Origin of the sequence: Bradyrhizobium sp. SZCCHNS3002 (assembly GCF_032377435.1) — a bacterium.
GTDB lineage: Bacteria > Pseudomonadota > Alphaproteobacteria > Rhizobiales > Xanthobacteraceae > Bradyrhizobium.
Map to the genome: position 1 here is coordinate 1 of NZ_JAUHHY010000016.1, position 21,856 is coordinate 21,856.

Here is a 21,856-nt window from a genome sequence, read left to right on the forward strand (position 1 = left end):
CGATTTGCGTGACCCCAAAAGTGTCAACCATGTCCCCGAACAGGTGTAAGCTATGTCTCCGGGCTAAACAGCAGCGACGCAATTCAGAGTCCTTGCGCGGCCCGGGTTGCTTCACTGCGCTCGCAATGACGGAGGAGAGAGCATGCGAGTCTCTTGGTTAGGAGGAGACGCGCGTCTCTATTGCTTAGGCTCGTTGATGGCCAATACAGCGCCCTCTCCCCTTGTGGGAAAGGGCATCTTCGGCCTCTCCGCGAACTTGCTTGGGTGAGGGGTTGTCTCTTCAAAGAAGGTGCTCGTGGATACAGGCCCCTCACCCGACCGAGCTTGCTGCTCTGTCCTACATGCCCTCTCCCACAAGGGGAGAGGGCCCATTCATGGGCCGTGTAACGGGACTCAGAGCTTGAGCCAACGCGTCGCGGTGATCAAGTCGCGCGGCTACGATCTCAATCGAGCCGCTTGATCGCGAGCACGTCGCTTCCGGTGGCCTTGATCCGTGCAATCGCGGCGCTGACCGACTCGATCGCCGTCGCCATATGAAACGCGTTGGCATGGACCATCGTATCGGCATCGCGGGCGATCGCAACATGGCCCTTCCAGAAGATCAGATCGCCGCGGCGAAGCGGCTCGCCGCCGTCGAGCACGCGGCCCAGCGCCGCGAGCTGCATGTCGCTGTCGCGCGGGCACGGCACGCCGGCGGCATTCAGCGACACCTGCACCAGCCCCGAGCAGTCGATGCCGAGGCTGCTCTTGCCGCCCCAGAGATAGGGCGTGCCGACGAAGCGCTCGGCAACGGCGACGTAATCGGGCTCGCGCTGATCGCGCGCCACGACGTGCTGTTTCGGCACGAACCAGCCTTCATGCGTGACGACGAAGCTCGCTTCCTCACGCGTCACCGCGATGGTCGCTCCCATGAGCAGCGTCTCGAGCGGCGGCAGCTTGATCGACGGTCCGGGAAACGCGAAGCTGCGCAGTGCGCTGATCTTGTGCGTCGGCGCAGCACTGGGCGCCGCCAGCGCCGCCTCCGGCAGCCAGCCGACATAGCCGTCGCTTTCGAGCTGGCCCCAGGCCCAGCCTTCGCCATTGCGGTCGTAGACCGTGACGCGCTCGCCCTTCAGCGCCTGCGTCGCCTGCTCGGCGCCGGAATGCGGCTGCAGCCGCAGTGGCGCGATCGGATCGACGACGACGAGGGTCTCGCCGTCGACGAAGCGCGCAGCCGTCACCTGTCCCTGGAGATGCCTGGCCGCGATATCGCCGCGTGCCGGCGTGAGCCTCGGATCAGCCATAGCGCTCGCTCAAGAGCTTGTAGAGCGCGCGCGCGGCCTGGCACTCGCCGCCCTCGGGGCGGCCGGGCTTGGCCGACGGCGTCCAGGCGAAGATGTCGAGATGCAGCCAGCTCCTGGCGTGCTCGACGAAGCGCTGCAGGAACAGCGCGCAGGTGATCGAGCCGGCGAAGCCGCCCGACGGCGCGTTGTTGATGGTCGCGACCTTGGAGTCGAGCCAACTATCATACGGCGCCCACAGCGGCATGCGCCACAGCGGATCGTTCTCGGCGGCGGCGCAGCGCGCGACATCGGCGGCGAGCGCCTCGTCCTGGGTGTAGAACGGCGGCAGCTCGGGACCGAGCGCGACCCGGGCCGCGCCCGTCAGCGTGCCCATGTCGATCAGCAGATCGGGCTTGTCTTCGTCAGCGAGCGCCAGCGCATCGGCCAGGACCAGCCGGCCCTCGGCATCGGTGTTGCCGATCTCGACCGTGATGCCCTTGCGCGACGGAAACACGTCCATCGGACGGAAGGCGTTGCCGGCGACCGCGTTCTCGACCGCCGGAATCAGCACGCGCAGATGCAGCTTGAGCCCGGCGTCCATCACCATCTGCGCCAGCGCCAGCACATTGGCGGCGCCGCCCATGTCCTTCTTCATCAGCAGCATGCTGCTCGACGGCTTCAGGTCGAGCCCGCCGGTGTCGAAGCAGACGCCCTTGCCGACCAGCGTGACCTTGGGATGCGATGCGTCGCCCCAAACCAGCTCGATCAGCCGCGGCGCGCGCGTCGAGGCGCGGCCGACGGCGTGGATCAGCGGATGGTTCTGCTCCAGCAGATCGTCGCCGACGATGCTGGTGAAGCGTGCGCCGAAGCGGTCGGCGACCTGCTTCGCGGCGGCCTCGAGCTCCTCGGGTCCCATGTCGTTCGACGGCGTGTTGACGAGGTCGCGCGCCAATGTCGCCGCGTCGGCCAGGCGGCTCAGCTCGGCGGCGTCGACGCCGTCCGGCGGAACGAGGCGGACCTCCGGCGTCTCGGCCTTGCGGTAGCGGCCGAAGCGGTAGCTGCCGAGCGCAAACGCCAGCGCGGCGAGCCGTGCATCATGCGGCGCATTGGCGAAGCGATAGGTGCCGGCGGGCAGCAGGCCGGGCAGGGCGCCCGGCCGGAACAGGTCACGGTGCTTGGCGTCGTCGTCCTCGATGCCGAACAGCACCTGAGCGATGCGCCCGTCCGCGCCGGGCAGCGCCAGATAGCTGCCGGGCTTGGCGGTGTAGACGTTGGCCTCGGCGAAGTTGCGCGCTTCAGCCGACAGGCTCTCCTTGATCCCCGGCCAGCTCGCCTTTGTCACGAAGGTGATCGGGATGGCGGACGTTGTGGAGGCGGTCTCGAACATCGACGGCATGCCTAATGGTTCCCTAACTGGCGCGCTTGAGCCAGACTTCGCAGAGTTTGAAGGCCGCCGCAATCGCGCCGGGCGCCTCGCCCGCAAGCCGACGCAAATGTGACGTCTGCGCCGGGATCGCGCCATTAACCGGCTGTTAGCGTTAACAGTTTATTGCTGGCGCGTTCAATTCGCCCGGTCGAGTCCAAGTGACATGCGTCAACCGCCTTCCATTCCCCGGCTCCTCGCGTCCGTCGCCTTCGCCGCGCTCGTCGCTGCGGGACTCGGCGGCTGCCAGACCATGTCCGACGTCACGGGCTCGCTAGGCAGTCGCGCCGAGCCGCCGCCCGCGACCCCGCAGCGCGCGGTCGAGGTCTATGGCGAGCGCTACCGCGCCAATCCCAAGGATGCGGCCATTGCCGTCGCCTATGGCCAGGCACTGCGCAACAACGGCCAGCGTGAGCAGGCGGTTGCGGTGCTGGAGCAGGCCACGCTCGCCAACGCGGGCAACAAGACCGTGCTTGCGGCCTATGGCCGAGCGCTGGCCGACAACGGCAATTTCAAGCTCGCATTCGACGTGCTGTCGCGCGCGCATTCGCCCGACAATCCCGATTGGAAACTGCTGTCGGTGCAGGGCACCGCGCTGGACCAGATGGGCCGCCACGAGGAGGCGCGGCGCTATTACGACAGCGCGCTGAAGATCGTGCCCGGCGAGCCCTCGGTGCTCTCCAATCTCGGCCTGTCCTACATGCTGACGCGGGAGCTGCCGAAGGCCGAGGAGGTGCTGCGCCAGGCCTACGGCTCGCAGCGGGCGGACGCGCGGGTGCGCCAGAACCTCGCGCTCGTCGTCGGCCTGCAGGGACGCTTCGCGGAGGCCGAGCAGATCGCGCGGGCCGATCTGCCGCCGGACGAGGCCGCCGCCAACGTCGCCTACCTGAAGCAGATGATCCAGGGGCAGAGCCAAAGCAAGGGCAAGGCGCGCAACGCGGCGCCGATGGCCGCGCTCAATCCGCCGGACTGACGACGTGCCTCGCTGATCGCGAGCCTTATCGTGTGGCGCCCGCCAGCAGGCGGCGGCAGGTATCGACGAACACGTCGGCGCCGGTGACGATGTCGGCATCGGCGGTGTTCTCGGTCCAGTGATGGCTGATGCCGCCGATCGACGGCACGAACAGCATGCCCGCCGGCATGATGGTGGCCAGCACCTGCGCGTCGTGTCCGGCGCCGCTCGGCATCCGCAGCGACCTGCCGGCGGCGAGATCGCGGCTGGCGGCCTCGACCGCATCCTGGAACGTGCCGTCCATCATGGCTGGCGCGCCGGTACGGATGCGCTCGACGGCGACATGGCAGGGACCTGCGTCTGACGCCTGCGCAGCCATCTCGCGCAGCAGCTCTTCGAGCCGGTCGACCACGGCGGCATTGTCGTCGCGGATCTGGAAAAGCATCTCGGCCTGGCCGGGGATGATGCTCGGTGCGCCCGGATCGAGCGTGATGCGTCCCGTGGTCCACACCGTGCGCGGGCCGCAGGCGGCCGGAAAGCGCGCGTCGATCGCGACGCAGAACTTGGCGAGCGCGAGCCCGGCATCCTTGCGCACCGCCATCCGCGTCGTGCCGGCATGGTTCTGCTCGCCGGTGAAGGTGATGCGGTATTGCCAGATGCCGACGATCGAGGTGACGACGCCGATCTTGAGCTCGCCCGCCTCGAGCGTGTCGCCCTGCTCGATATGAGCTTCGAGATAGCCGATATGCCGGCCGGGCTCGGCCTGCAGGCGCGGCCGTCCGGCAAGGCCCATCTCGGCAAGCGCCTCCCGCAGCGTGCGCGGGCTGCTGCGGTCGCGGGCAGCATCGATTTCGGCCTCGCTGACGTCGCCGACATAGGAGCGGCTGCCGAGCATGCTGCCGAAATGGCCCTCCTCGTCGCACCAGGAGGCGATCTCCACCGCACCGACAATAGACGGATCGGGATTGAGCACGCGCGCCGCCTCCAGCGCGTAGACGACGCCGAGCGGGCCGTCGAGCCAGCCAGCCTGATTCTGGCTCTCCAGATGCGATCCGGCCAGCAGCTTGGGGCCGGGCTTGGCGCTGGTGCCCAGCACGTTGCCGATGCCGTCGATATCAGGCGTCAGCTGCGCATCGGGCAGGCGCTCGGCGAGCCAAGCGAGCGATTGACGATGGGCGTCGGAGAAGGTCGGCCGGTGCACGCCGGTCTTGTAGGTGCCGAAGGCGCGCAGTGCGTTCAGATCGGCCAGGACGCGGGCGCCGTCGGCGCGGCGGAGCTTGTCGGACATCAGGCGGAGACCTCGATCATGCTCCGCCTAGCTTCCAGGGTAGAGCCCTGACCGCAAGCGAAATTTCTCGCGAGCGGTCTACGTCTACTGCATGGCCGCGACCTTGATGCCGGTCGGTCCCAGAATGACCACGAACAGCACCGGCAGGAAGAACAGGATCATCGGCACCGTCAGCTTCGGCGGCAGCGCCGCGGCCTTCTTCTCGGCCTCGTTCATGCGCATGTCGCGATTTTCCTGCGCCATCACGCGCAGCGACTGCCCGAGCGGGGTGCCGTAGCGCTCCGATTGCTGGAGCGCGAGGCAGACCGACTTCACGCCCTCGAGGCCGGTGCGGCGGGCGAGGTTCTCATAGGCGACCTTGCGGTCCTGCAGATAGGAGAGCTCCGCGGTGGTCAGCGTGAACTCCTCCGACAATGCGATCGACTGGCTCGAGATTTCGATGGCAACCCTGCGGAAGGCGGCTTCGATGGACATGCCGGATTCGATGCAGATCAGCAGCAGGTCGAGCGCGTCGGGAAACGCGCGCTTGATCGACAGCTGGCGCTTGGAGATCGCATTGCTGAGGAACAGCATCGGCGCCTGCAGGCCGAGATAGGCCATGCCGACGCAGATGCCGATCTTGACCGGCATCGACTTCTGCAGATGCGCGATCACGAAGACGTACAGCACGGACCCGACGAACAGCACCAGCGGCGTCACCAGGCGCGCGAACAGGAAGGTGATGTAGGGCGCCTGGCCGCGGTAGCCCGCCATGATGAGCTTCTCGCGGGCCGCCTCCTGGGCGAGCCATTTGGTGAGGTTGAAATCCTCCACCACGCGAGAGATGAGCTGCTTCGGCGTCTGCCGCAGCGAGACCTTCTCGCCGGCGTTCAACCGCTCGCGCTCGCGCTGCTTGATCCGCTCGCGTTCGCTGGCGACCGCCTTCATGCGCTTGTTCAGGTTCTCGCCTGCGAACAGCGGCATGATCAGCGTATAGACGGTGGCCGTCGCCGCGATGGCGGCGAAGAACATCGTCATGAAGTGCGGGTCGTGCAGCTTGGAGACCAGAATGTCGACCATGGTCCACCTCAGAAATCGAAATTGATCATCTTCTTCATGACCAGGATGCCCATCGACATCCAGATCACGCAGCCGACCAGCATCAGCTGGCCGGTCGGATGGGTCCAGAGCAACGAGATGTACTCGGGCGTGCTCAGATAGACCAGCAGCATCACGATCGGCGGCAGCGATCCGATGATGCCCGCGGACGCCTTGGCCTCCATCGACATCGCCTGGATCTTCTCGCTCATCTTCTTGCGGTCGCGCAGCACCTTCGAGAGGTTGCCGAGCGCCTCGGAGAGATTGCCGCCCGACTTCTGCTGGATCGCGATGACGATGCCGAAGAAGTTGGCTTCGGGAAGCGGCATCCGTTCATAGAGCCGCGCACAAGCCTCGCCGAGCGGCATGCCGATCGCCTGGGTCTCGATGATCCCGAGGAACTCGCTGCGCAAAGGCTCCGGCGCGTCGGCGGCGACGACCTTGATGGATTCGAACAGCGGCAGGCCGGCCTTGATGCCGCGCACGATCACGTCGACGGCGTCCGGCAATGCCGCCAGGAATTTCTTCTCGCGCCGCTTCTTGAGGTAGCCGAGGATCCAGCGCGGCAGACCGAGACCGGCGGCGAAGCCGAGCCCGAGCGCGCCGAGCGGGCCGCCACCGGCGAAGAAGGCAACGGCGCAGACGACGAAGCCGAGGACGCCGGAAACGATCCAGAATTTCTGCACGGTCCAGTCAAGTCCCGCCTGCGAAATCCGCATGTTCAGCGGGACTTTACTCTGCTTCTGGGCCTTCGCCTCGAGATCCTTCAGCGAGGACTCGACCTGCTCGCGGCGCGAGCGTTGGCTGCGTTCGGCCTGTCGGACCACCGGCTCGGACTTGGCGACGGTGCTGCGCCGCTGCTCGGCCTTCCGCTCACCCGACAGCAGGGGATAGAGGAACACCCAGGCGATGCCGCCGATCGCGGTGGCGGCGAGGAAGGCAAGGGCGAGAGCCTGGAGCTTCATGGGGTCTCTCCTCAGTCCTTGCTCGCGACTTCGGCGGCATCGAGTGCAGCCGCAAGCCGCTTCTCTTCGCCGTAGTAGCGCGCACGTTCCCAGAATCGCGGCCGGCCGATTCCGGTCGAGCGGTGGCGCCCGATGATCTTGCCGTTCGCGTCCTCGCCGATCATGTCGTAGAGGAAGATGTCCTGGGTGATGATGGTGTCGCCTTCCATGCCCATCACCTCGGTGATGTGCGTGATGCGGCGGGAGCCGTCGCGCAGGCGCGCCGCCTGGACGATGACGTCGATCGAGGCGCAGATCATCTCACGGATGGTCCGCGACGGCAGCGAGAAGCCGCCCATCGTGATCATGGATTCGCAGCGGGACAAAGCTTCGCGCGGGTTGTTGGCGTGCAGCGTGCCCATCGATCCGTCGTGACCGGTGTTCATGGCCTGCAGCAGGTCGAAGGCCTCGGGTCCGCGGACCTCGCCGACGATGATGCGCTCGGGTCGCATACGCAGGCAGTTTCTCACCAGCTCGCGCATCGTCACCTGGCCTTCGCCCTCGATGTTGGGCGGACGGGTTTCGAGGCGCACCACATGTGGCTGCTGCAGCTGGAGCTCGGCGGCGTCCTCGCAGGTGATGACGCGTTCGTCGTGATCGATATAATTGGTCAGACAGTTCAACAGCGTGGTCTTGCCCGAACCGGTACCGCCGGAGATCAGCACGTTGCAGCGGACGCGGCCGATGATCTGCAGGATCTCCGCGCCCTCCGGCGAGATCGCGCCGAACTTGACCAGCTGATCGAGCGTCAGCTTGTCCTTCTTGAACTTACGAATGGTGAGCGCGGGGCCGTCGATCGCCAGCGGCGGAACGATGGCGTTGACGCGGGAGCCGTCGGCGAGACGCGCGTCGCAGATCGGCGAGGATTCGTCGACGCGGCGGCCGACCTGGCTGACGATGCGCTGGCAGATGTTCAGGAGCTGCTGGTTGTCGCGGAACCGGATGCCCGTGCGCTGGATCTTGCCGTTGACTTCGATGAAGACCGTGCCGGCGCCGTTGACCATGATGTCGGCGATGTCGTCACGCGACAGCAGCGGCTCCAGCGGGCCATAGCCGAGCACGTCGTTGCAGATATCGTCGAGCAGCTCTTCCTGCTCGGCGATCGACATCACGATATTCTTGATCGCGATGATCTCGTTGACGATGTCGCGGATTTCCTCGCGCGCGGATTCGCCGTCGAGCTTGGCCAGCTGAGCGAGATCGATCGCTTCGATCAGCGCTCCGAAGATCGTCGCCTTGACCTGATAGTAACTGTCCGAGCGCCGGGCCTCGACAACCGGTGGCGGCGGCGGCGGAGCCTGCCGGGTCGGAGCCAGAGGTGGCGACGGCACGGCCGGAGCCGCCGCGCGTGGCGCAGTCGGCGCCGGCTCGGGCGCCGGCGCGGCCGGCCTGAGGGCCCTGGTATCGTTGTCCAATCCGCTACGCTTACCAAACACGACTTAGAACTCCACGCGTGCTTACTTCGCCCTCAGCTTGTCCAGCAGAGGCGACAGGAAGGAGCCTTTCGGCTTCTTTGTCTCGCTGCGGCCGGTGAGCCGCTGCGCGATCTGGAGAAACATCTCCGTCGTCCGATGGCTGGGAGACATTTCCGCAATCATCTGGCCGTTGTTGGCGGCCGCGCCGAAGATCTGCGGCTCGAACGGGATCGTGGCGATCGGCGGGCTTTCGATCGCCTTGGCGAACTCGCTCGCATTGATCTCGGGTCGCTTGGGAACGCCGACCTGGTTCAAGCAGTAGAGCGGCATGCGATCGTTCGGCCGGGCGGCCTTGAGGAGATCGAACATGTTCTTGGTGTTGCGCAGCGAGGCGAGATCCGGCGCCGCGACGATCAGGATGTCGTCCGCGGAGATCAGCGCCCGCTTGGTCCAGCCTGCCCATTGATGCGGAACATCGAGCACGATGCAGGGCATCGAGGCCCGCAGCGTGTCGAACACCGCATCGAATGCCTCAGCGCCGAAATCATAGACCCGGTCGAGCGTCGCAGGCGCGGCCAGCAGGCTCAGATGATCGGTGCATTTCGACAACAGCCGGTCCATGAAGGCGATGTCGATCCGGTCCGGTGAGAACACGGCGTCCGCGATGCCCTGCGCAGGATCCTGGTTGTAGTCGAGGCCGGCGGTGCCGAACGCCAAATCAAGATCTGCCACCACGGAGTCCATCGCCAGGTCGCGCGCGATCGCCCAGGCGATGTTATGGGCCAGGGTCGAGGCTCCGACGCCGCCCTTGGCGCCGACGACGGCAATGATCCGTCCGACAGCCTTGGCTTCCGGCGCCGAGAACAGGTTGCAGATCGAGCGGACGACGTCGATCGGCGTCACTGGCGACAGCACATAGTCGCTGACGCCGCGACGAACCAGCTCGCGATACAGCGTGACGTCGTTGACGCGGCCGATCACGACGACGCGCGTGCCGGGGTCGCAAACCGTAGCGAGCTGATCCAGGCCGGCCAGGATGTCGGTGCGTGCATCCGTCTCCAGGATGATGACGTTCGGGGTCGGGGCAGACCGGTAGGCCTCGATCGCGGCCGCCATGCCACCCATCTGAACCTTCAGATGGGCCTTGCCGAGGCGCCGGTCCTCACCGGCGGCCTGAACCGTCGCGGCGGTTTCCACCGTCTCACAGAACGCCTGCACGGACACGCGCGGCGCGGGCGCGATGTGATCGTCGGCCGGCGGCGGCACGACGTCAGGCTGCTCCTCTTGGGTCTGTCGGGCGTAGCTGATCATTTGCCTGTGTCGCTGAGTTTGGCCTTGTCGGCCTCTGGATACGTGATCGCGGTTGATTGTCCCTTGCGATATTTGTCGAATAACGCCGTGCGCCGGGTGGTATAGGACGGCGTTTCGGATCGCGGCTGCACGAGATCCGACGGGTTTGCGACCATTGCCGCCATGTTGCGCTGGTAGGCGCAGCCGTAGTTCCAGTCAGGCTTGTTGTCGAACCAGTTCTTGTTCTTGATCGAGGGCCCGAGGTCGTCCGGCCAGATCCCGCAGGGCCCCGCCGTGGCCGACAGTTTTGGATAGCTCAGCCGGATCGCGGCCATCTGGCGCGGGTCCTTCGGCTGATAGTTGCGGACGGTGATGCCGTGCGGCGGGACGCCGGCGGCGGCCAGCAGGGAGTGGATCTCCCGCATCGAGTCGGCGGCCGCCCGTGCGTTGGGGGTGCCGCTCGGCACGTCGGCGCTGATCCCGCCCGTGCCTTGGCGAATCCAGCTCTGGGCCAGTCCCATCACGTCGGCGCGCTGCTCGGCCGTCAGGCCGCCACGGCCCTGGCCGACGAAGACGACCAGGGAGTCCGGGGCCTCCTGGATCGCGATCGGGTGGCGTAGCCGGTAGTCGTCGGGGATGCTGGCCGTGACGGCCGGATCTCTGCGGAAGTTGCAAGCGCCGAGCAGGACCGCTGCGCCGGCCAGGGCCACGGCAAGTTGCAGTCGGCGGTGTCGAGCGGGGCTGGGTTTCGTGGTCATCGTTGCAGGTCCTTGTCCCGGCTCAGTCCGTGATGAAGCCATAGGTGCCGCGATAGTTGCGTCCGGGTTCGACCCGGCCGGGTACGCCGTAGATGCGGTTGATGCTGCCCAGGAGATCGGCCTGGGGATCGGAGGCGGCCGCAAAGCCGTCGTCTGGGCGGGAGAGATCCTTCTGTGCCACGGCGCGGACGACGAACGGCGTCACCAGAACCATCAGCTCGGTCTGGTTGTTGACGTAGTCGCGGCTGCGGAACAGCGCGCCGAGGACCGGCAGCTGCATCAGGCCCGGCATGCCGCTGATCGCCTGCTTGGTCTGCTGCTGGATCAGGCCGGCCATCGCCATGGCGCCGCCGGAAGGAATCTCCAGCGTGGTCTCGGCGCGGCGGGTCTTGATCGAGGGAACCGTCAACGAGTTGACCGTCGACGCGCTGACGGCTTGCGACAGCGTGATCGAATTCTCGTTTGAGAGCTCGGAGACCTCGGTCATCACCCGCATCGAGATCCGGCCCTCGCTGAGCACGACGGGCGTGAAGTTGAGCGAGATGCCGAACTTCTTGAAGCTGATCTGCGTCGTACAGACATGGGTCGTCGGGTCGCAGGAGTAACCGGCGGGAACCGGAAACTCGCCACCGGCGATGAAGGTCGCGGACTCGCCCGAGATGGCGGTCAGATTGGGTTCCGCGAGCGTACGGATCACGCCCGCGTTCTCCATCGCGCGCAGTGTCGCCTGCACCGTCGGGGTCGCTCCGCCTAACGACGCGGTCACGGCGTTGTTGGAGACGAGATTGCTGCCGTAGGCGGTGAACGGATTGGAGTTCGCGTATTTGATAACAGCCGTTCCGTAGTTGAGCTGGCCGGAGAGATCGATGCCGAGCTGCTTGACGACCGAGCGCTGTACCTCGGCGACAGTCACCTTCAGCATGACCTGGTCCCGGCCGCGCACGGTGATCGAGTTGACGACCTTGTCGGCGCCGCCGGCGAGCCGAGCGGCGAGTTCGCCGGCCTGCTGGGCTTCGATCTGGCTCGATGCCGATCCGGTCAGCACGATGCTGTCGGCAAGGCCTTCGATCTGGATATCGGCATTCGGCAGCAACTGCTTCAGCGCCGCCCGCGCGCCGTTCAGGTCGCGCTTGACCGCGATGTCGTAGGCCGCGATCTGCTGGCCCTGCGCGTCGAAGAAGACGATATTCGTTTGACCGATCGCCGCGCCGATGATGTAGGCGCGCTGGGACGAGCGCACGACGGCATTCGCGATCTTCGGATCGGCGACAAGAACGTCCTTGATGTCGCGCGGCAGATCGATGACGACGGACTTGCCGATGCCGAGCGCAAGGAAACGTGCATTGATCTGACCGTCCGCGGCGGCGGCTGCAGTCGCCGGGCGATAGTCTGCCGCGATCACCGGCGCGATCGCCGGATTGAGGGTCAGCGCAGCGGCGGCCGAAAACGACAGCGCGCGGACCAGCAGGGTCCGCATCTTCCGCTGATTTTCGCTGCAGGTCATCTTGGTGGTCCTCTTGCTCACTTCTGCGTCGTCATCGTGCTGGGGATGCCGAAGCGGACGACGGCAACGCTGTCGCTGCGCTTGCGGCTGGTCTCGTCCGTGCGGCGCTCGGCCACGTTGACGTCGGCGATGCTGCGGAGCGCCAGGGACAGCGTTCCGGTTTGACGGGCACGCGCGAGCGTCTCGGCCTGTTCTGGCTTCAGCTCCAGCGTGACCGTCTTGCCGACCACCGTGGTCTGGCCGTCCTTTTCCTTCGGAGCCTGATCGATCGCCAGCACGCGGATGTTCGACAGGATGATATCGGAGCTGACGACGTCGCCCGCGTTGGGCTGATCCGGATTGCGTTCGCGCTTGGACAGGATCACGTCGACGCGATCGTTCGGCAGGATGAAGCCGCCGGCGCCGGTTTCCGGCGAAATCTCGGTGGACACGGCGCGCATGCCGGCCGGCAGGATCGCGGCCATGAAGCCCGAGCCGTCGGCCTTGACGAGCTTCTGTTCGCGGATGGGCTCGCCGGCAATGAACGGCGCCCGCGCGATCGTGCCGGTGATCTGCGTCTGTCCTTCAGGCCGCTCGTTGCGGCGGATGAAGCTGGCGCTGGCCGTGGCCGCCGGCCAGCTCTGCCACTGCAGATCTTCGGGCTTGAGGGATTGGCCGAGGGCGATGTCGCCCTTGGCGACGAGAACGTCGACGGTCGGCATCTGCGGCGCGGGCGCGGCAACTTGAGCCGGCCGGTCGTCGGACCCGCTCGCGAGATATGCGGCCACGCCGCCAGCGCCTACAGCGATGGTCAGAACCACAATGCGTGCGGTATTCATACGCTTCACTTTCCACATGACGCCGCGACGTTTCCGCCGCCGTGATGGGAGTTGAGCAGTTATTCGTCAAAGCATGGTTAATGAGGCGTATCTAAATCGCCTTAACACCGCGTTGACACGGTGTGTTCAGAGCAATGCAAGACGCGCAGCGTCGATCGCCTTCACCCAATCGGTCTCCGGATAGACCATCAGAGCGCCCAGGGCGAGCGCGATGCCATAGGGCACGCCGCTCTCCTTGGCGTGCAGGCGTGCAAGCCAGGGTTGCCCCGCCAGCATGTAGGGCAACGGCCATTGCCGGAACTGCATGAGAGCGAGGGTGAGCACGCCGCCGAAGATCGAGGCGTACAACAGGTAGTTCATCAGGTGGGCGAAGCCGAACCACAGGGCGGCGGCGGATGCGACCTTGGCGTCACCGCCGCCGATCCAGCCGAAAGCAAAGCAGGTGAACGCAATCACCAGCAAGGTCGCGCCGGCACCGAGATGCATCAGCATGTCCGCCATGCTCATCCCGCTCAGCGGCGCCAGAACCAGGAAGCCGGCGACGAGCGCCAGGGAGACCCGGTTCGAAATGGTCATCGTGAACAGGTCGCTCGCCGCGGCAAAGGCCATCAGGGCCGGAAACAGCAGGAGGCGCGCGAGATCGAGGGTCATGGGCTCTCAATGGCATCGACGCGGGGCATGGGTGCGCCGCTGCGCCAGAATCTAGCTGCAAGAAATAAATGATCGGGAAACAGCCGGAATGGCCGGCCGGTTGTCGATCTCACCAGACGCTGACGATGCGGGCCGCCAGAGCGAGGATGGACAGGCCGAGGCCGCCGCAGATCCAACGCAAGGCGACGTCGGTCCCGCTGGGCGGAGGCCGGGACGCGGCTGCGGACAAAACGTGGTTACGCATCACTGAACGCCGCGGAGCTGAAGGTGGAAATGATAAAGGCCCCGGATGTCCGGGGCCTTCTTTGCTCGGCCGTGACGACCGCTTACTTCAGCGAGGTGTTGATCGCGCCGAACTTGGAGCTCAGGCTGGAGCCGAGACCGTTCACTGCGGCAATGATCGCGAGCGAGATGCCGGCGGCGATCAGACCGTATTCGATCGCGGTCGCGCCGGATTCATCCTTCACGAAGCGAGCAAGAAGATTCTTCATAGGTAACTCCATGTACACGTGGCTGGTCGAACAAACTCTGGTCGTTGCGGCGTTCTCAGCACCGTGACCATGCGGCCACCCTAGGGGGCAGGAATTTCGGCGTAGTTAATTCGGTCGCCGAAACCCGGCGACAAATGGCTGTTATTGTGCAGAGTAAACGTAGGATGAAGCGGACCGTGATCATTCTAAATGATCCACGGCACGCGCTGTGCCAATCTCGCTGAAAAGATGAGCGCGAGCTTCCACTGCCGCGCCCAATGTTTCCAGCGCAGGAGCCTGCGCCGCATTCCGCACCATAGGCATATGGTCCCGTCGACCTGGCCGGCGAGCCCTTGGCTCCGCGTCGATCGTGCTGGACCGATCGGCAGCCCAGCTCGGCCGGCCACGAGGTTCACGGCTCCTTAAGCGCCAAGGAGTACCCCTCGGAAAAGTTCATGAGATGAGGAATGTGATGTCCGGTCTGCCATGGGAAGTCGCGCTGATGCTCGGCCAGACCATCGAGAAGGTGCTGCCGATCACCTTGGTGCTGGCAGTGGTGTTCTCGGTGCTCAGCCACTTCTGGGCCTGCAATCCCGGCAAGCCGTGGTGGCAGAAGCGCGAGCTCGTCACCGACGTGGTCTACTGGTTCTTCGTGCCGGTTTTCGCGCGGGTGCTCCGCATCGGCTTTCTCGTGCTCGGCGCCAGCGTTCTCTTCAAGATCCGCGACGCCGACGAGTTGATCGCCTTCTATGAGAACGGGCACGGCCCGCTGGCGCAGCTTCCGGAATGGCTGCAGGGGCTGCTCTTTCTCGTGCTCTCCGACTTCATGCTGTACTGGACGCATCGTCTGTTCCATGGCGGCGAGTTCTGGAAATACCACGCGGTCCACCACTCCTCGGAAGATCTGGAGTGGATTTCGGCGGCCCGCTTCCATCCCATCAACCTGATCCTCGGCACGATCGCGGTCGACGTCATCCTACTGATGGCCGGCATCTCGCCCAATGTCATGATCTGGGTTGGACCGTTCACGACGTTCCATTCGGCCTTCGTCCACGCCAATCTCAACTGGACGCTGGGCCCGCTGAAATATGTCCTCGCCACGCCCGTCTTCCATCGCTGGCACCACACGTCGATGGAGCAGGGCGGCAACACCAATTTCGCCGGCACGTTCCCGATCTGGGACATCCTGTTCGGCACGTTCCGGATGCCGGAGGGGCAGTTGCCCATGGCCTACGGCAAGGACGAGGCGACGATGCCCGGTGAGTTCGGCGGTCAGCTCGCGTTTCCGTTCCGAAGATGACGTGTTCTGCAACCGCCCGAGCTGAGATGGCGGCGTTTGCAGAACGTTCACCAATTGAGCGCAGATTTGCCGCGTCGGGCGCCGTCACCGCTGCGTATCGCTTGAGACGGCTCGTCAAGGTCCCGGGGTTGAGTATGTCGTTCTGTGTATCGCGTCGTCCTTCTGTTTCCTTCGCATTGCGGGCGGCTGTCGCCGCCGTGCTGCTGTGGCCGGCTGCCGCCTCGGCGGAACCCGATCCTGCCATCGCCGTGAATGTCGACCAGGCCAAGCTGGTCAAGTTGCCCGACCGGGTCGCGACCCTCGTCGTAGGCAATCCGATGATCGCCGATGTGACCTTGCAGAGCGGCGGCATCATCGTCGTCACCGGCAAGAGCTACGGTGCCACCAACTTCATTGCGATGGATCGCGGCGGACAGGTGCTGATCGATCGCCAGATCCAGGTCGCCGGACCCACCGACCAGCTCGTCACGGTGTATCGCGGCGTCGATCGTGAGACCTATAGCTGCATGCCGATCTGCCAGCGCCGGGTGACCTTGGGCGACGGCGACAACTACTTCAAATCGGTGCTCGACCAGGCTGGAACGATGTCCAGCACGGCGAGCGGCAACGCGGCAGCGGCGTCGAAGACCAACTGAGCGCTGGCTTGGCCATGCCTGGCCGGGTCGATGGCGACGTCTGACCGCCTCTCCACGCGCGTCCGCACCGACGATGCGGTGAGCCTTGCCGCTGGCGCTGCGGCTCGATAGCCCGATTCGTTTGGTTTCGATGATCGGGTCGGACAGGTGGCGCGCTGCCTCGAAGGGCTGACTGCGAGCCACCCCCAAGCATGCAGGGCGATCGCATATGGTTTTCCCGGGCGGACCTTTCATGGCCTCGTGGTTCGAGACGCGTCGCAAGAGCGAGGCTCCTCACCATGAGGATCAACAGCTTGGCGGCGGAGAAAGGCCCTCATCCTGAGGAGCCCGCCGAAGGCGGGCGTCTCGAAGGATGGTCGCGAAAAGACTGCGCGCCCAGCCTCTTTCACCATATGCGATCGCCCTGCCCAAGCATGGTTAGCGGGAGGTTGATGCGGCGGGCCATACTGTCCGTATCGTAGGAAACTCTTTCCCAAGGAGTTTCCGCTATTCGTTTCACTCAGGTTGATGTGCCTTTCCAGTCCGGATGACCCCATGCAAGCCTCCGTCTCCTCGACAGCTTCGATGCGCCGGCTGCTGCGCCGCTTCCGGCGCAACAGGCGGGCATCGGCCGCGCTCGAATTCGCGCTGGTCGCGCCGGTCTTCTTTGCGCTGCTGTTCGCGATCATCGAAACGGCGCTGATGTTCTTTGCCGGCCAGGTGCTCGAGACCATCACGCAGGACTCGGCGCGCATGATCCTGACCGGACAGGCGCAACAGGGCTCCTATACGCAGTCGCAATTCGCGAGCTACGTCTGCACCCAGGTTCCCGCGCTGTTCGACTGCAACAAGATCTATATCGACGTGAAGAGCTACTCCTCGTTCGGGAGCGTCTCGATCAGCAACCAGATCGACAACAGCGGCAACTTCGTCAACAACATGACCTACAGTCCGGGCGCCGCCGGAGACATTGTCGTCGTCAGGCTGTTCTATCAGTGGCCGATCTTCGTGACCGGCCTCGGCTACAACATCGCCAACCTGAGCGGCAGCAAGCGGCTGCTGGTGGGTACGGCCGCATTCAAGAACGAGCCGTATTCATAACACGGACCTCGCGAGCTGCTTCTGAGGGACACCAGGAATTCATCATGCCGTTGGGAAGAATGCCGGGTATGTCTTCGCGCCTGCGCCTGTGGCGTCGCATCGACGCCTTCGCTGCCGATTGTCGCGGTGTCGCGGCCACCGAGTTCGCATTCATCGTGCCGCTGATGCTGGTGATGTTCTTCGGCACGGTCGAATTCTGCTCGGCCATCGCCGTCGACCGCAAGGTCACTTTGATGGCGCGCACCCTGTCCGATCTGACGTCGCAGTCGACCACGGTCGGCGACAGCGACATGTCGAACTTCTTCGCCGCCTCGACCGGCATCATGTATCCGTACTCGACCACGCCGGTGAATGCGACGATCACCGAACTCTATGTCGATCCCACCACCATGCAGGCGACGGTGAAGTGGAGTAAGGGGTCGACGCCGCGGACCGTGGGCATGACGGTCGGCGTGCCGGCTGAATTGCTGGTGTCCGGCACCTATCTGATCTTCAGCGAGGTGAACTACCAATACGTTCCGACGATCGGCTACGTCATGGGCAAGACGGGCGTCAATCTCAGCGACGTCGCCTATACCCGGCCGCGGCAGTCGACCTGTGTGATGTATAGCCCGGCGACCTCCTGCTGAGCTGAGCGCCGGACTAATCCTGCGCGGTGCGGGTCCGCTTGCGCGCGGGCAGCAGACGGCGTTCCAGGTGATCACAATCCGACGGCGAACAGCCGGCAAATAAAAAAAGGCCGCACAAGGCGGCCTTTCGTTGTCCAGGTGGGCAATCGTAGGCGATTGCCCTGGCGTCGCTCAATTGGCGGCGCGGAGATTGTCGGCCGACGACTTGCCCGAACGGCGGTCCGCCACGATCTCGTAGGAGATCTTCTGGCCTTCGCGCAGCGTGCCGAGACCAGCGCGCTCGACGGCGCTGATGTGCACGAACACGTCGTTGCCGCCGTCGTCCGGCTGAATGAAGCCATAGCCCTTGGTTGCGTTAAACCACTTCACGGTTCCCATGCTCACGGGGGTAGTTCCCTTCTCAGATACCAAATGCGTAACCCAGTCTCCTGGGCTGGTTAGATCGAATTTTTGGAAGGGTCGTCAGCGTCTGAACCGGCTGTACCGGTAATAGCTAATCTCGTCCGGCCGAAAATCGATTGCGGGATATATTATTGGAAATGCCCGCGCAAAACAATCCTGAGCTGCGCGAGAGTGCATGATTTTTTGACGCGCCGGCTCGATGCCGACGCGCTGAATTGTCGCTGATTGCGCAAGGCTTGATCAATCCGCCGGGCCGGGCGGAACATTGCTCCGCCCAATCCCCCTAGCGCCGACGGAACTGGCCGCCGCGCTGCGCTGCGCCACGCGGAGGACCGCCGGGCGAGCTGGGACGCTCGTCCTTGTGGCGGAAGATCAGCCGACCCTTTTCGAGGTCGTAGGGCGACATCTCGACGGTCACGCGGTCTCCCGCGAGCGTCTTGATGCGATTCTTTTTCATCTTGCCGGCGGTGTAGGCAACGATCTCGTGCCCCGCGTCGAGTTGTACCCGATAGCGTGCATCGGGAAGGATTTCGGTGACCAGCCCTTCGAACTGGATCAGCTCTTCCTTAGCCATGTCTTTCTCCAGATCGATAGACGTCTAGTTTGGCCGTTGGTTGCGGTTGTGAGCGTGGTTTTTGGGTCTGCCCTCGCGATGCAGGAAAGCAACGCCTTGAATCGACCCGGCCTTGCCGCCGCCTTGCGACGGCCGCTGGGGCTCCTGACGATTGCCTGGCAGAGACGCCATCTTAGCATTGGAACGACGGCGACGGCGAGGGCCTTTTGCGGCGGTGCCACCCTCGTTGGTCCGCGCATTCTGCATGCCAGGACGGCCACCGCGCTGAGGCGGTTTAGCCGGTGCTGCAGCTTCGCGGAGGCCGGGCGTGCGGCGATCGTCGCGCGGCAGCGAGATCTTGATCAGCCGTTCGATGTCGCGAAGATAGGACAGCTCGTCCGATCCCGCCACGAGCGAAATCGCAACGCCCTCGGCACCGGCGCGCGCCGTGCGGCCGATCCGGTGGACGTAGGTTTCGGGCACGTTCGGCAGGTCGAAATTGACGACATGGCTGACGCCGTCGACGTCGATGCCGCGCGCCGCGATGTCGGTCGCGACCAGGGTGCGGATCTCGCCGGAGCGGAAGGCGGCCAGAGTGCGCTCGCGGTGATTTTGCGACTTGTTGCCGTGGATCGCCTGGGACGGGATGCCGGCCTTTTCCAGGCTCTTCACGACCTTGTCGGCGCCGTGCTTGGTCCGGGTGAACACCAGTGCGCGGTTGACTGGCTCCTGCTTGAGCAACTGAGCCAGAAGGTTCGGCTTGGCCGAGTGGTCGACGTGGATCACGCGCTGGGCAATGCGCTCGACCGTCGAGGAGACGGGGGTCACCGCGACCCGCGCGGGGTCGCGCAGCATGGCGTCCGCGAGCTCGGCGATGTCCTTAGGCATGGTGGCCGAGAAGAACAGCGTCTGGCGCTTGATCGGCAGCTTGGCCACGATCTTCCGGATGTCGTTGATGAAGCCCATGTCGAGCATGCGGTCGGCTTCGTCGAGCACAAGGAACTCGACATGGGTCAGCTTCAAAGCGTTGCTCTGGACCAGATCGAGCAGCCGGCCAGGGGTGGCAACCAGCACTTCGAGGCCGGGCATCACAGCGCGGACCTGGCGTCCCATCGGCACGCCGCCGATCGCGAGCGCCGAGCTCAGGCGGATGTGCCGGCCGTAGGTGTTGAAGCTGTCGAGGATCTGACCCGACAATTCGCGGGTCGGGCTCAGCACCAGCACGCGTGCCGTCTTCGGCTGCGGCTTGATCCGGTTCTGCAGCAGGCGGTGCAGGATCGGCAGCGCAAACGAGGCCGTCTTGCCGGTTCCCGTCTGGGCGATGCCGATCACGTCGCGGCCTTCGAGCGCGAGCGGGATGGTCTGGGCCTGGATCGGGGTGGGGGTGGTGTAGTTCTCTTCCTTCAGCGCGCGCGTCAGCGCGTCGGCGAGGTTAAAATCCTGGAAGGATGTCAAAAGATTGGGCTTTCCATAAGAGGATAAGGCCCGTGTCGGCAGGCAGCCGGACGCGGGTGGGTGGTTGAGAGACACCCGCGTGTTTGGAGCGCCTAGATTGGATGGGTGAGAATGCAAAGCCAGAAGCTCGGGTCGAGCTAAAGAACACGCGGCTTGCAAAGATCCGGCCGATTCGCCTCGATCTACCAGATATATGGAACAGGTGGACGGCACATGCAAGGCCGCTGCGCAACGGATTGGCTTTCCGGGTGGTACCTGGCTGCTTTAAATTTAGCCATTCAAAACAAAGTGCACAAATCCTGCGCTACATGCTATCTGATTAATCATCGAGCTTGCTCGTTTCGACGGCGGAAGGCTGCGACCTCGTGCCACGAGAACGCGAAGTTCCACTTCTGTGTCAATGCCTTACCAGATGTGCACGGCATGGCACACTTCTTGCGATTCTTCCGCCGCAGACCGCCGGCCGCCTTGGCTGCGAAGCACGTCTGCGTCAGGGAGATATTACCTCATGCTTACTCGACTCACTCAGGAATTAACGGCGCCGTTCAGCCGCCGTCGCTGGCTGGCTGCTGCTGCCGGCCTGGCGCTCGGCGCAGCCGGCTTTGGCCCGGCCAAGGCCGCTGACGACACCATCAAGATTGGCGTTCTGCATTCTCTGTCCGGCACCATGGCCATCAGCGAGACCACGCTGAAGGATACGATCCTGTTCCTGATCGACGAACAGAACAAGAAGGGCGGTGTGCTCGGCAAGAAGCTCGAGGCCGTCGTCGTCGACCCCGCCTCGAACTGGCCGCTGTTCGCCGAGAAGGCGCGCGAGCTGATCACCAAGGACAAGGTCGCGGTCGTGTTCGGCTGCTGGACCTCGGTGTCGCGCAAGTCGGTGCTGCCGGTGTTCAAGGAGCTCAACAGCATCCTGTTCTACCCGGTCCAGTACGAGGGCGAGGAGAGCGAGCGCAACGTGTTCTACACCGGTGCGGCGCCGAACCAGCAGGCGATCCCGGCGGTCGACTACCTGATGAAGGAAGAGAAGGTGAAGCGCTGGGTGCTGGCCGGCACCGACTACGTCTATCCGCGCACCACCAACAAGATCCTGGAAGCCTACCTGAAGTCGAAGGGCGTGGCTCAGGACGACATCATGATCAACTACACGCCGTTCGGTCACTCCGACTGGCAGACGATCGTGGCCGACATCAAGAAGTTCGGCTCGGCCGGCAAGAAGACCGCCGTGGTCTCGACCATCAACGGCGACGCCAACGTTCCGTTCTACAAGGAGCTCGGCAACCAGGGCATCAAGGCCAAGGACATCCCGGTGGTCGCGTTCTCGGTGGGTGAGGAAGAGCTCGCCGGCATCGACACCAAGCCGCTGGTCGGCCATCTCGCTGCCTGGAACTATTTCGAGTCGATCAAGACCCCGGCAAACGAGAAGTTCATCAAGGAGTGGCAGGCCTACACCAAGAATCCGAAGCGCGTGACCAACGACCCGATGGAGGCCCACTATATCGGCTTCAACATGTGGGTGAAGGCGGTCGAGAAGGCGAAGTCGACCGATCCGGACAAGGTCATCGACGCGCTCCCGGGCATCGAGGCGCCGAACCTGACCGGCGGCGTGTCGAAGATGCTGCCGAACCACCACATCACCAAGCCGGTGTTCATCGGCGAGATCAAGGGCGATGGCCAGTTCAGCGTCGTCTACAAGACCAAGGATCTCGTCCCGGGCGACGCCTGGTCGAAGGAGCTCGAGGGCTCGAAGGACCTGATCGGCGATTGGGTCGGCAAGAAGTGCGGCAACTTCAACGTCAAGACCAACAAGTGCCTGGGCTCGGGCTCCTGATCCCGACCTGACGCGACCATGACGACAGGAGAAGGCGGCGATGTTGCCGCCTTCTCCTG

The 21,856-nt window shown here is 64.7% G+C and carries 21 protein-coding genes; 6 read left to right on the top strand and 15 right to left on the bottom strand.

Features of this window, described 5'->3' with window-relative positions; translation table 11 throughout:
* Nucleotides 1-443: 443 nt before the first annotated feature.
* Both QW845_RS27690 and QW845_RS27695 read right to left on the bottom strand, forming a co-directional pair.
* Nucleotides 444-1,283, bottom strand: a complete 840-nt coding sequence (locus QW845_RS27690; protein WP_315804689.1) for an NlpC/P60 family protein — start codon at nucleotides 1,281-1,283, stop codon at nucleotides 444-446.
* Nucleotides 1,276-2,658 carry a leucyl aminopeptidase family protein gene (locus QW845_RS27695; protein ID WP_315804690.1) on the bottom strand — a complete coding sequence of 461 codons (1,383 nt, stop codon included), beginning with the start codon at nucleotides 2,656-2,658 and terminating at the stop codon, nucleotides 1,276-1,278. The genes QW845_RS27690 and QW845_RS27695 overlap by 8 nt, the downstream gene beginning before the upstream one ends.
* 193 nt (nucleotides 2,659-2,851) lie before the next feature.
* Here QW845_RS27695 and QW845_RS27700 point away from each other — a divergent pair, with 193 nt between their 5' ends.
* On the top strand, nucleotides 2,852-3,658 hold the full coding sequence (locus QW845_RS27700) for a tetratricopeptide repeat protein (RefSeq protein WP_315804691.1): 807 nt from the start codon (nucleotides 2,852-2,854) through the stop codon (nucleotides 3,656-3,658).
* A gap of 25 nt (nucleotides 3,659-3,683) precedes the next feature.
* On the opposite strand, the gene QW845_RS27705 is transcribed toward QW845_RS27700, so the two are convergent.
* From QW845_RS27705 to QW845_RS27750, 10 genes are all read right to left on the bottom strand, one after another.
* On the bottom strand, nucleotides 3,684-4,925 hold the full coding sequence (locus QW845_RS27705) for a Zn-dependent hydrolase (protein WP_315804692.1): 1,242 nt from the start codon (nucleotides 4,923-4,925) through the stop codon (nucleotides 3,684-3,686).
* A gap of 84 nt (nucleotides 4,926-5,009) precedes the next feature.
* Entirely contained in the window at nucleotides 5,010-5,984 is a 975-nt protein-coding gene (locus tag QW845_RS27710) for a type II secretion system F family protein (protein ID WP_315753445.1), read from the bottom strand.
* 8 nt (nucleotides 5,985-5,992) lie between these two features.
* Nucleotides 5,993-6,967 (bottom strand): type II secretion system F family protein, encoded by a 975-nt coding sequence (locus tag QW845_RS27715; RefSeq protein WP_315804693.1) that lies wholly within the window; start codon nucleotides 6,965-6,967, stop codon nucleotides 5,993-5,995.
* 11 nt (nucleotides 6,968-6,978) lie between these two features.
* Nucleotides 6,979-8,442 carry a CpaF family protein gene (locus QW845_RS27720; protein ID WP_315804694.1) on the bottom strand — a complete coding sequence of 488 codons (1,464 nt, stop codon included), beginning with the start codon at nucleotides 8,440-8,442 and terminating at the stop codon, nucleotides 6,979-6,981.
* A 21-nt stretch (nucleotides 8,443-8,463) separates the two neighbouring features.
* Nucleotides 8,464-9,732: a CpaE family protein gene (locus QW845_RS27725; RefSeq protein WP_315804695.1), complete on the bottom strand. Its 1,269-nt coding sequence runs from the start codon at nucleotides 9,730-9,732 to the stop codon at nucleotides 8,464-8,466.
* Nucleotides 9,729-10,469, bottom strand: a complete 741-nt coding sequence (locus tag QW845_RS27730) for a CpaD family pilus assembly protein (protein WP_315804696.1) — start codon at nucleotides 10,467-10,469, stop codon at nucleotides 9,729-9,731. Before QW845_RS27730 ends, QW845_RS27725 begins: the two co-directional genes overlap by 4 nt.
* Nucleotides 10,470-10,491: 22 nt before the next feature.
* On the bottom strand, nucleotides 10,492-11,973 hold the full coding sequence (locus tag QW845_RS27735; RefSeq protein WP_315804839.1) for a type II and III secretion system protein family protein: 1,482 nt from the start codon (nucleotides 11,971-11,973) through the stop codon (nucleotides 10,492-10,494).
* Nucleotides 11,974-11,990: 17 nt separating this feature from the next.
* Nucleotides 11,991-12,791, bottom strand: a complete 801-nt coding sequence (gene cpaB, locus QW845_RS27740; protein WP_315713815.1) for a Flp pilus assembly protein CpaB — start codon at nucleotides 12,789-12,791, stop codon at nucleotides 11,991-11,993.
* Between the two features lie 126 nt (nucleotides 12,792-12,917).
* Nucleotides 12,918-13,442: a prepilin peptidase gene (locus QW845_RS27745; protein WP_315734617.1), complete on the bottom strand. Its 525-nt coding sequence runs from the start codon at nucleotides 13,440-13,442 to the stop codon at nucleotides 12,918-12,920.
* 326 nt (nucleotides 13,443-13,768) lie between these two features.
* Nucleotides 13,769-13,933, bottom strand: a complete 165-nt coding sequence (locus QW845_RS27750) for a Flp family type IVb pilin (RefSeq protein ID WP_231317342.1) — start codon at nucleotides 13,931-13,933, stop codon at nucleotides 13,769-13,771.
* A 451-nt stretch (nucleotides 13,934-14,384) separates the two neighbouring features.
* Between QW845_RS27750 and QW845_RS27755 the strand changes: the two genes are divergently transcribed.
* The 4 genes from QW845_RS27755 (at nucleotide 14,385) to QW845_RS27770 (ending at nucleotide 17,556) form a co-directional block, all read left to right on the top strand.
* The gene (locus QW845_RS27755) at nucleotides 14,385-15,212 is read left to right on the top strand and encodes a sterol desaturase family protein (protein WP_315804697.1); all 828 of its coding nucleotides are present in this window, start codon (nucleotides 14,385-14,387) and stop codon (nucleotides 15,210-15,212) included.
* A gap of 134 nt (nucleotides 15,213-15,346) precedes the next feature.
* On the top strand, nucleotides 15,347-15,847 hold the full coding sequence (locus tag QW845_RS27760) for a pilus assembly protein N-terminal domain-containing protein (protein ID WP_315804698.1): 501 nt from the start codon (nucleotides 15,347-15,349) through the stop codon (nucleotides 15,845-15,847).
* A gap of 534 nt (nucleotides 15,848-16,381) precedes the next feature.
* The gene (locus QW845_RS27765; protein WP_315804699.1) at nucleotides 16,382-16,927 is read left to right on the top strand and encodes a TadE/TadG family type IV pilus assembly protein; all 546 of its coding nucleotides are present in this window, start codon (nucleotides 16,382-16,384) and stop codon (nucleotides 16,925-16,927) included.
* Between the two features lie 68 nt (nucleotides 16,928-16,995).
* The gene (locus tag QW845_RS27770; protein ID WP_315804700.1) at nucleotides 16,996-17,556 is read left to right on the top strand and encodes a TadE/TadG family type IV pilus assembly protein; all 561 of its coding nucleotides are present in this window, start codon (nucleotides 16,996-16,998) and stop codon (nucleotides 17,554-17,556) included.
* 171 nt (nucleotides 17,557-17,727) lie between these two features.
* On the opposite strand, the gene QW845_RS27775 is transcribed toward QW845_RS27770, so the two are convergent.
* The 3 genes from QW845_RS27775 to QW845_RS27785 all read right to left on the bottom strand — a co-directional run bounded on the left by QW845_RS27775 (nucleotide 17,728) and on the right by QW845_RS27785 (nucleotide 19,966).
* On the bottom strand, nucleotides 17,728-17,940 hold the full coding sequence (locus tag QW845_RS27775; protein WP_006612155.1) for a cold-shock protein: 213 nt from the start codon (nucleotides 17,938-17,940) through the stop codon (nucleotides 17,728-17,730).
* Between the two features lie 301 nt (nucleotides 17,941-18,241).
* Nucleotides 18,242-18,532 carry a translation initiation factor IF-1 gene (gene infA / locus QW845_RS27780; RefSeq protein WP_315804701.1) on the bottom strand — a complete coding sequence of 97 codons (291 nt, stop codon included), beginning with the start codon at nucleotides 18,530-18,532 and terminating at the stop codon, nucleotides 18,242-18,244.
* A gap of 24 nt (nucleotides 18,533-18,556) precedes the next feature.
* Nucleotides 18,557-19,966: a DEAD/DEAH box helicase gene (locus tag QW845_RS27785; protein ID WP_315804840.1), complete on the bottom strand. Its 1,410-nt coding sequence runs from the start codon at nucleotides 19,964-19,966 to the stop codon at nucleotides 18,557-18,559.
* Between the two features lie 508 nt (nucleotides 19,967-20,474).
* Between QW845_RS27785 and urtA the strand changes: the two genes are divergently transcribed.
* The gene (gene urtA, locus QW845_RS27790; RefSeq protein WP_315804702.1) at nucleotides 20,475-21,797 is read left to right on the top strand and encodes an urea ABC transporter substrate-binding protein; all 1,323 of its coding nucleotides are present in this window, start codon (nucleotides 20,475-20,477) and stop codon (nucleotides 21,795-21,797) included.
* Nucleotides 21,798-21,856 lie beyond the last annotated feature (59 nt).

Bases quoted from the DNA above. Each gene is read 5' to 3' on its own strand.
- QW845_RS27690 (WP_315804689.1), bottom strand. From the start codon at position 1,283: ATGGCTGATCCGAGGCTCACGCCGGCACGCGGCGATATCGCGGCCAGG.
- QW845_RS27695 (WP_315804690.1), bottom strand. From the start codon at position 2,658: ATGCCGTCGATGTTCGAGACCGCCTCCACAACGTCCGCCATCCCGATC.
- QW845_RS27700 (WP_315804691.1), top strand. From the start codon at position 2,852: ATGCGTCAACCGCCTTCCATTCCCCGGCTCCTCGCGTCCGTCGCCTTC.
- QW845_RS27705 (WP_315804692.1), bottom strand. From the start codon at position 4,925: ATGTCCGACAAGCTCCGCCGCGCCGACGGCGCCCGCGTCCTGGCCGAT.
- QW845_RS27710 (WP_315753445.1), bottom strand. From the start codon at position 5,984: ATGGTCGACATTCTGGTCTCCAAGCTGCACGACCCGCACTTCATGACG.
- QW845_RS27715 (WP_315804693.1), bottom strand. From the start codon at position 6,967: ATGAAGCTCCAGGCTCTCGCCCTTGCCTTCCTCGCCGCCACCGCGATC.
- QW845_RS27725 (WP_315804695.1), bottom strand. From the start codon at position 9,732: ATGATCAGCTACGCCCGACAGACCCAAGAGGAGCAGCCTGACGTCGTG.
- QW845_RS27730 (WP_315804696.1), bottom strand. From the start codon at position 10,469: ATGACCACGAAACCCAGCCCCGCTCGACACCGCCGACTGCAACTTGCC.
- QW845_RS27735 (WP_315804839.1), bottom strand. From the start codon at position 11,973: ATGACCTGCAGCGAAAATCAGCGGAAGATGCGGACCCTGCTGGTCCGC.
- cpaB (WP_315713815.1), bottom strand. From the start codon at position 12,791: ATGAATACCGCACGCATTGTGGTTCTGACCATCGCTGTAGGCGCTGGC.
- QW845_RS27745 (WP_315734617.1), bottom strand. From the start codon at position 13,442: ATGACCCTCGATCTCGCGCGCCTCCTGCTGTTTCCGGCCCTGATGGCC.
- QW845_RS27750 (WP_231317342.1), bottom strand. From the start codon at position 13,933: ATGAAGAATCTTCTTGCTCGCTTCGTGAAGGATGAATCCGGCGCGACC.
- QW845_RS27755 (WP_315804697.1), top strand. From the start codon at position 14,385: ATGTCCGGTCTGCCATGGGAAGTCGCGCTGATGCTCGGCCAGACCATC.
- QW845_RS27760 (WP_315804698.1), top strand. From the start codon at position 15,347: ATGTCGTTCTGTGTATCGCGTCGTCCTTCTGTTTCCTTCGCATTGCGG.
- QW845_RS27765 (WP_315804699.1), top strand. From the start codon at position 16,382: ATGCAAGCCTCCGTCTCCTCGACAGCTTCGATGCGCCGGCTGCTGCGC.
- QW845_RS27770 (WP_315804700.1), top strand. From the start codon at position 16,996: ATGTCTTCGCGCCTGCGCCTGTGGCGTCGCATCGACGCCTTCGCTGCC.
- infA (WP_315804701.1), bottom strand. From the start codon at position 18,532: ATGGCTAAGGAAGAGCTGATCCAGTTCGAAGGGCTGGTCACCGAAATC.
- urtA (WP_315804702.1), top strand. From the start codon at position 20,475: ATGCTTACTCGACTCACTCAGGAATTAACGGCGCCGTTCAGCCGCCGT.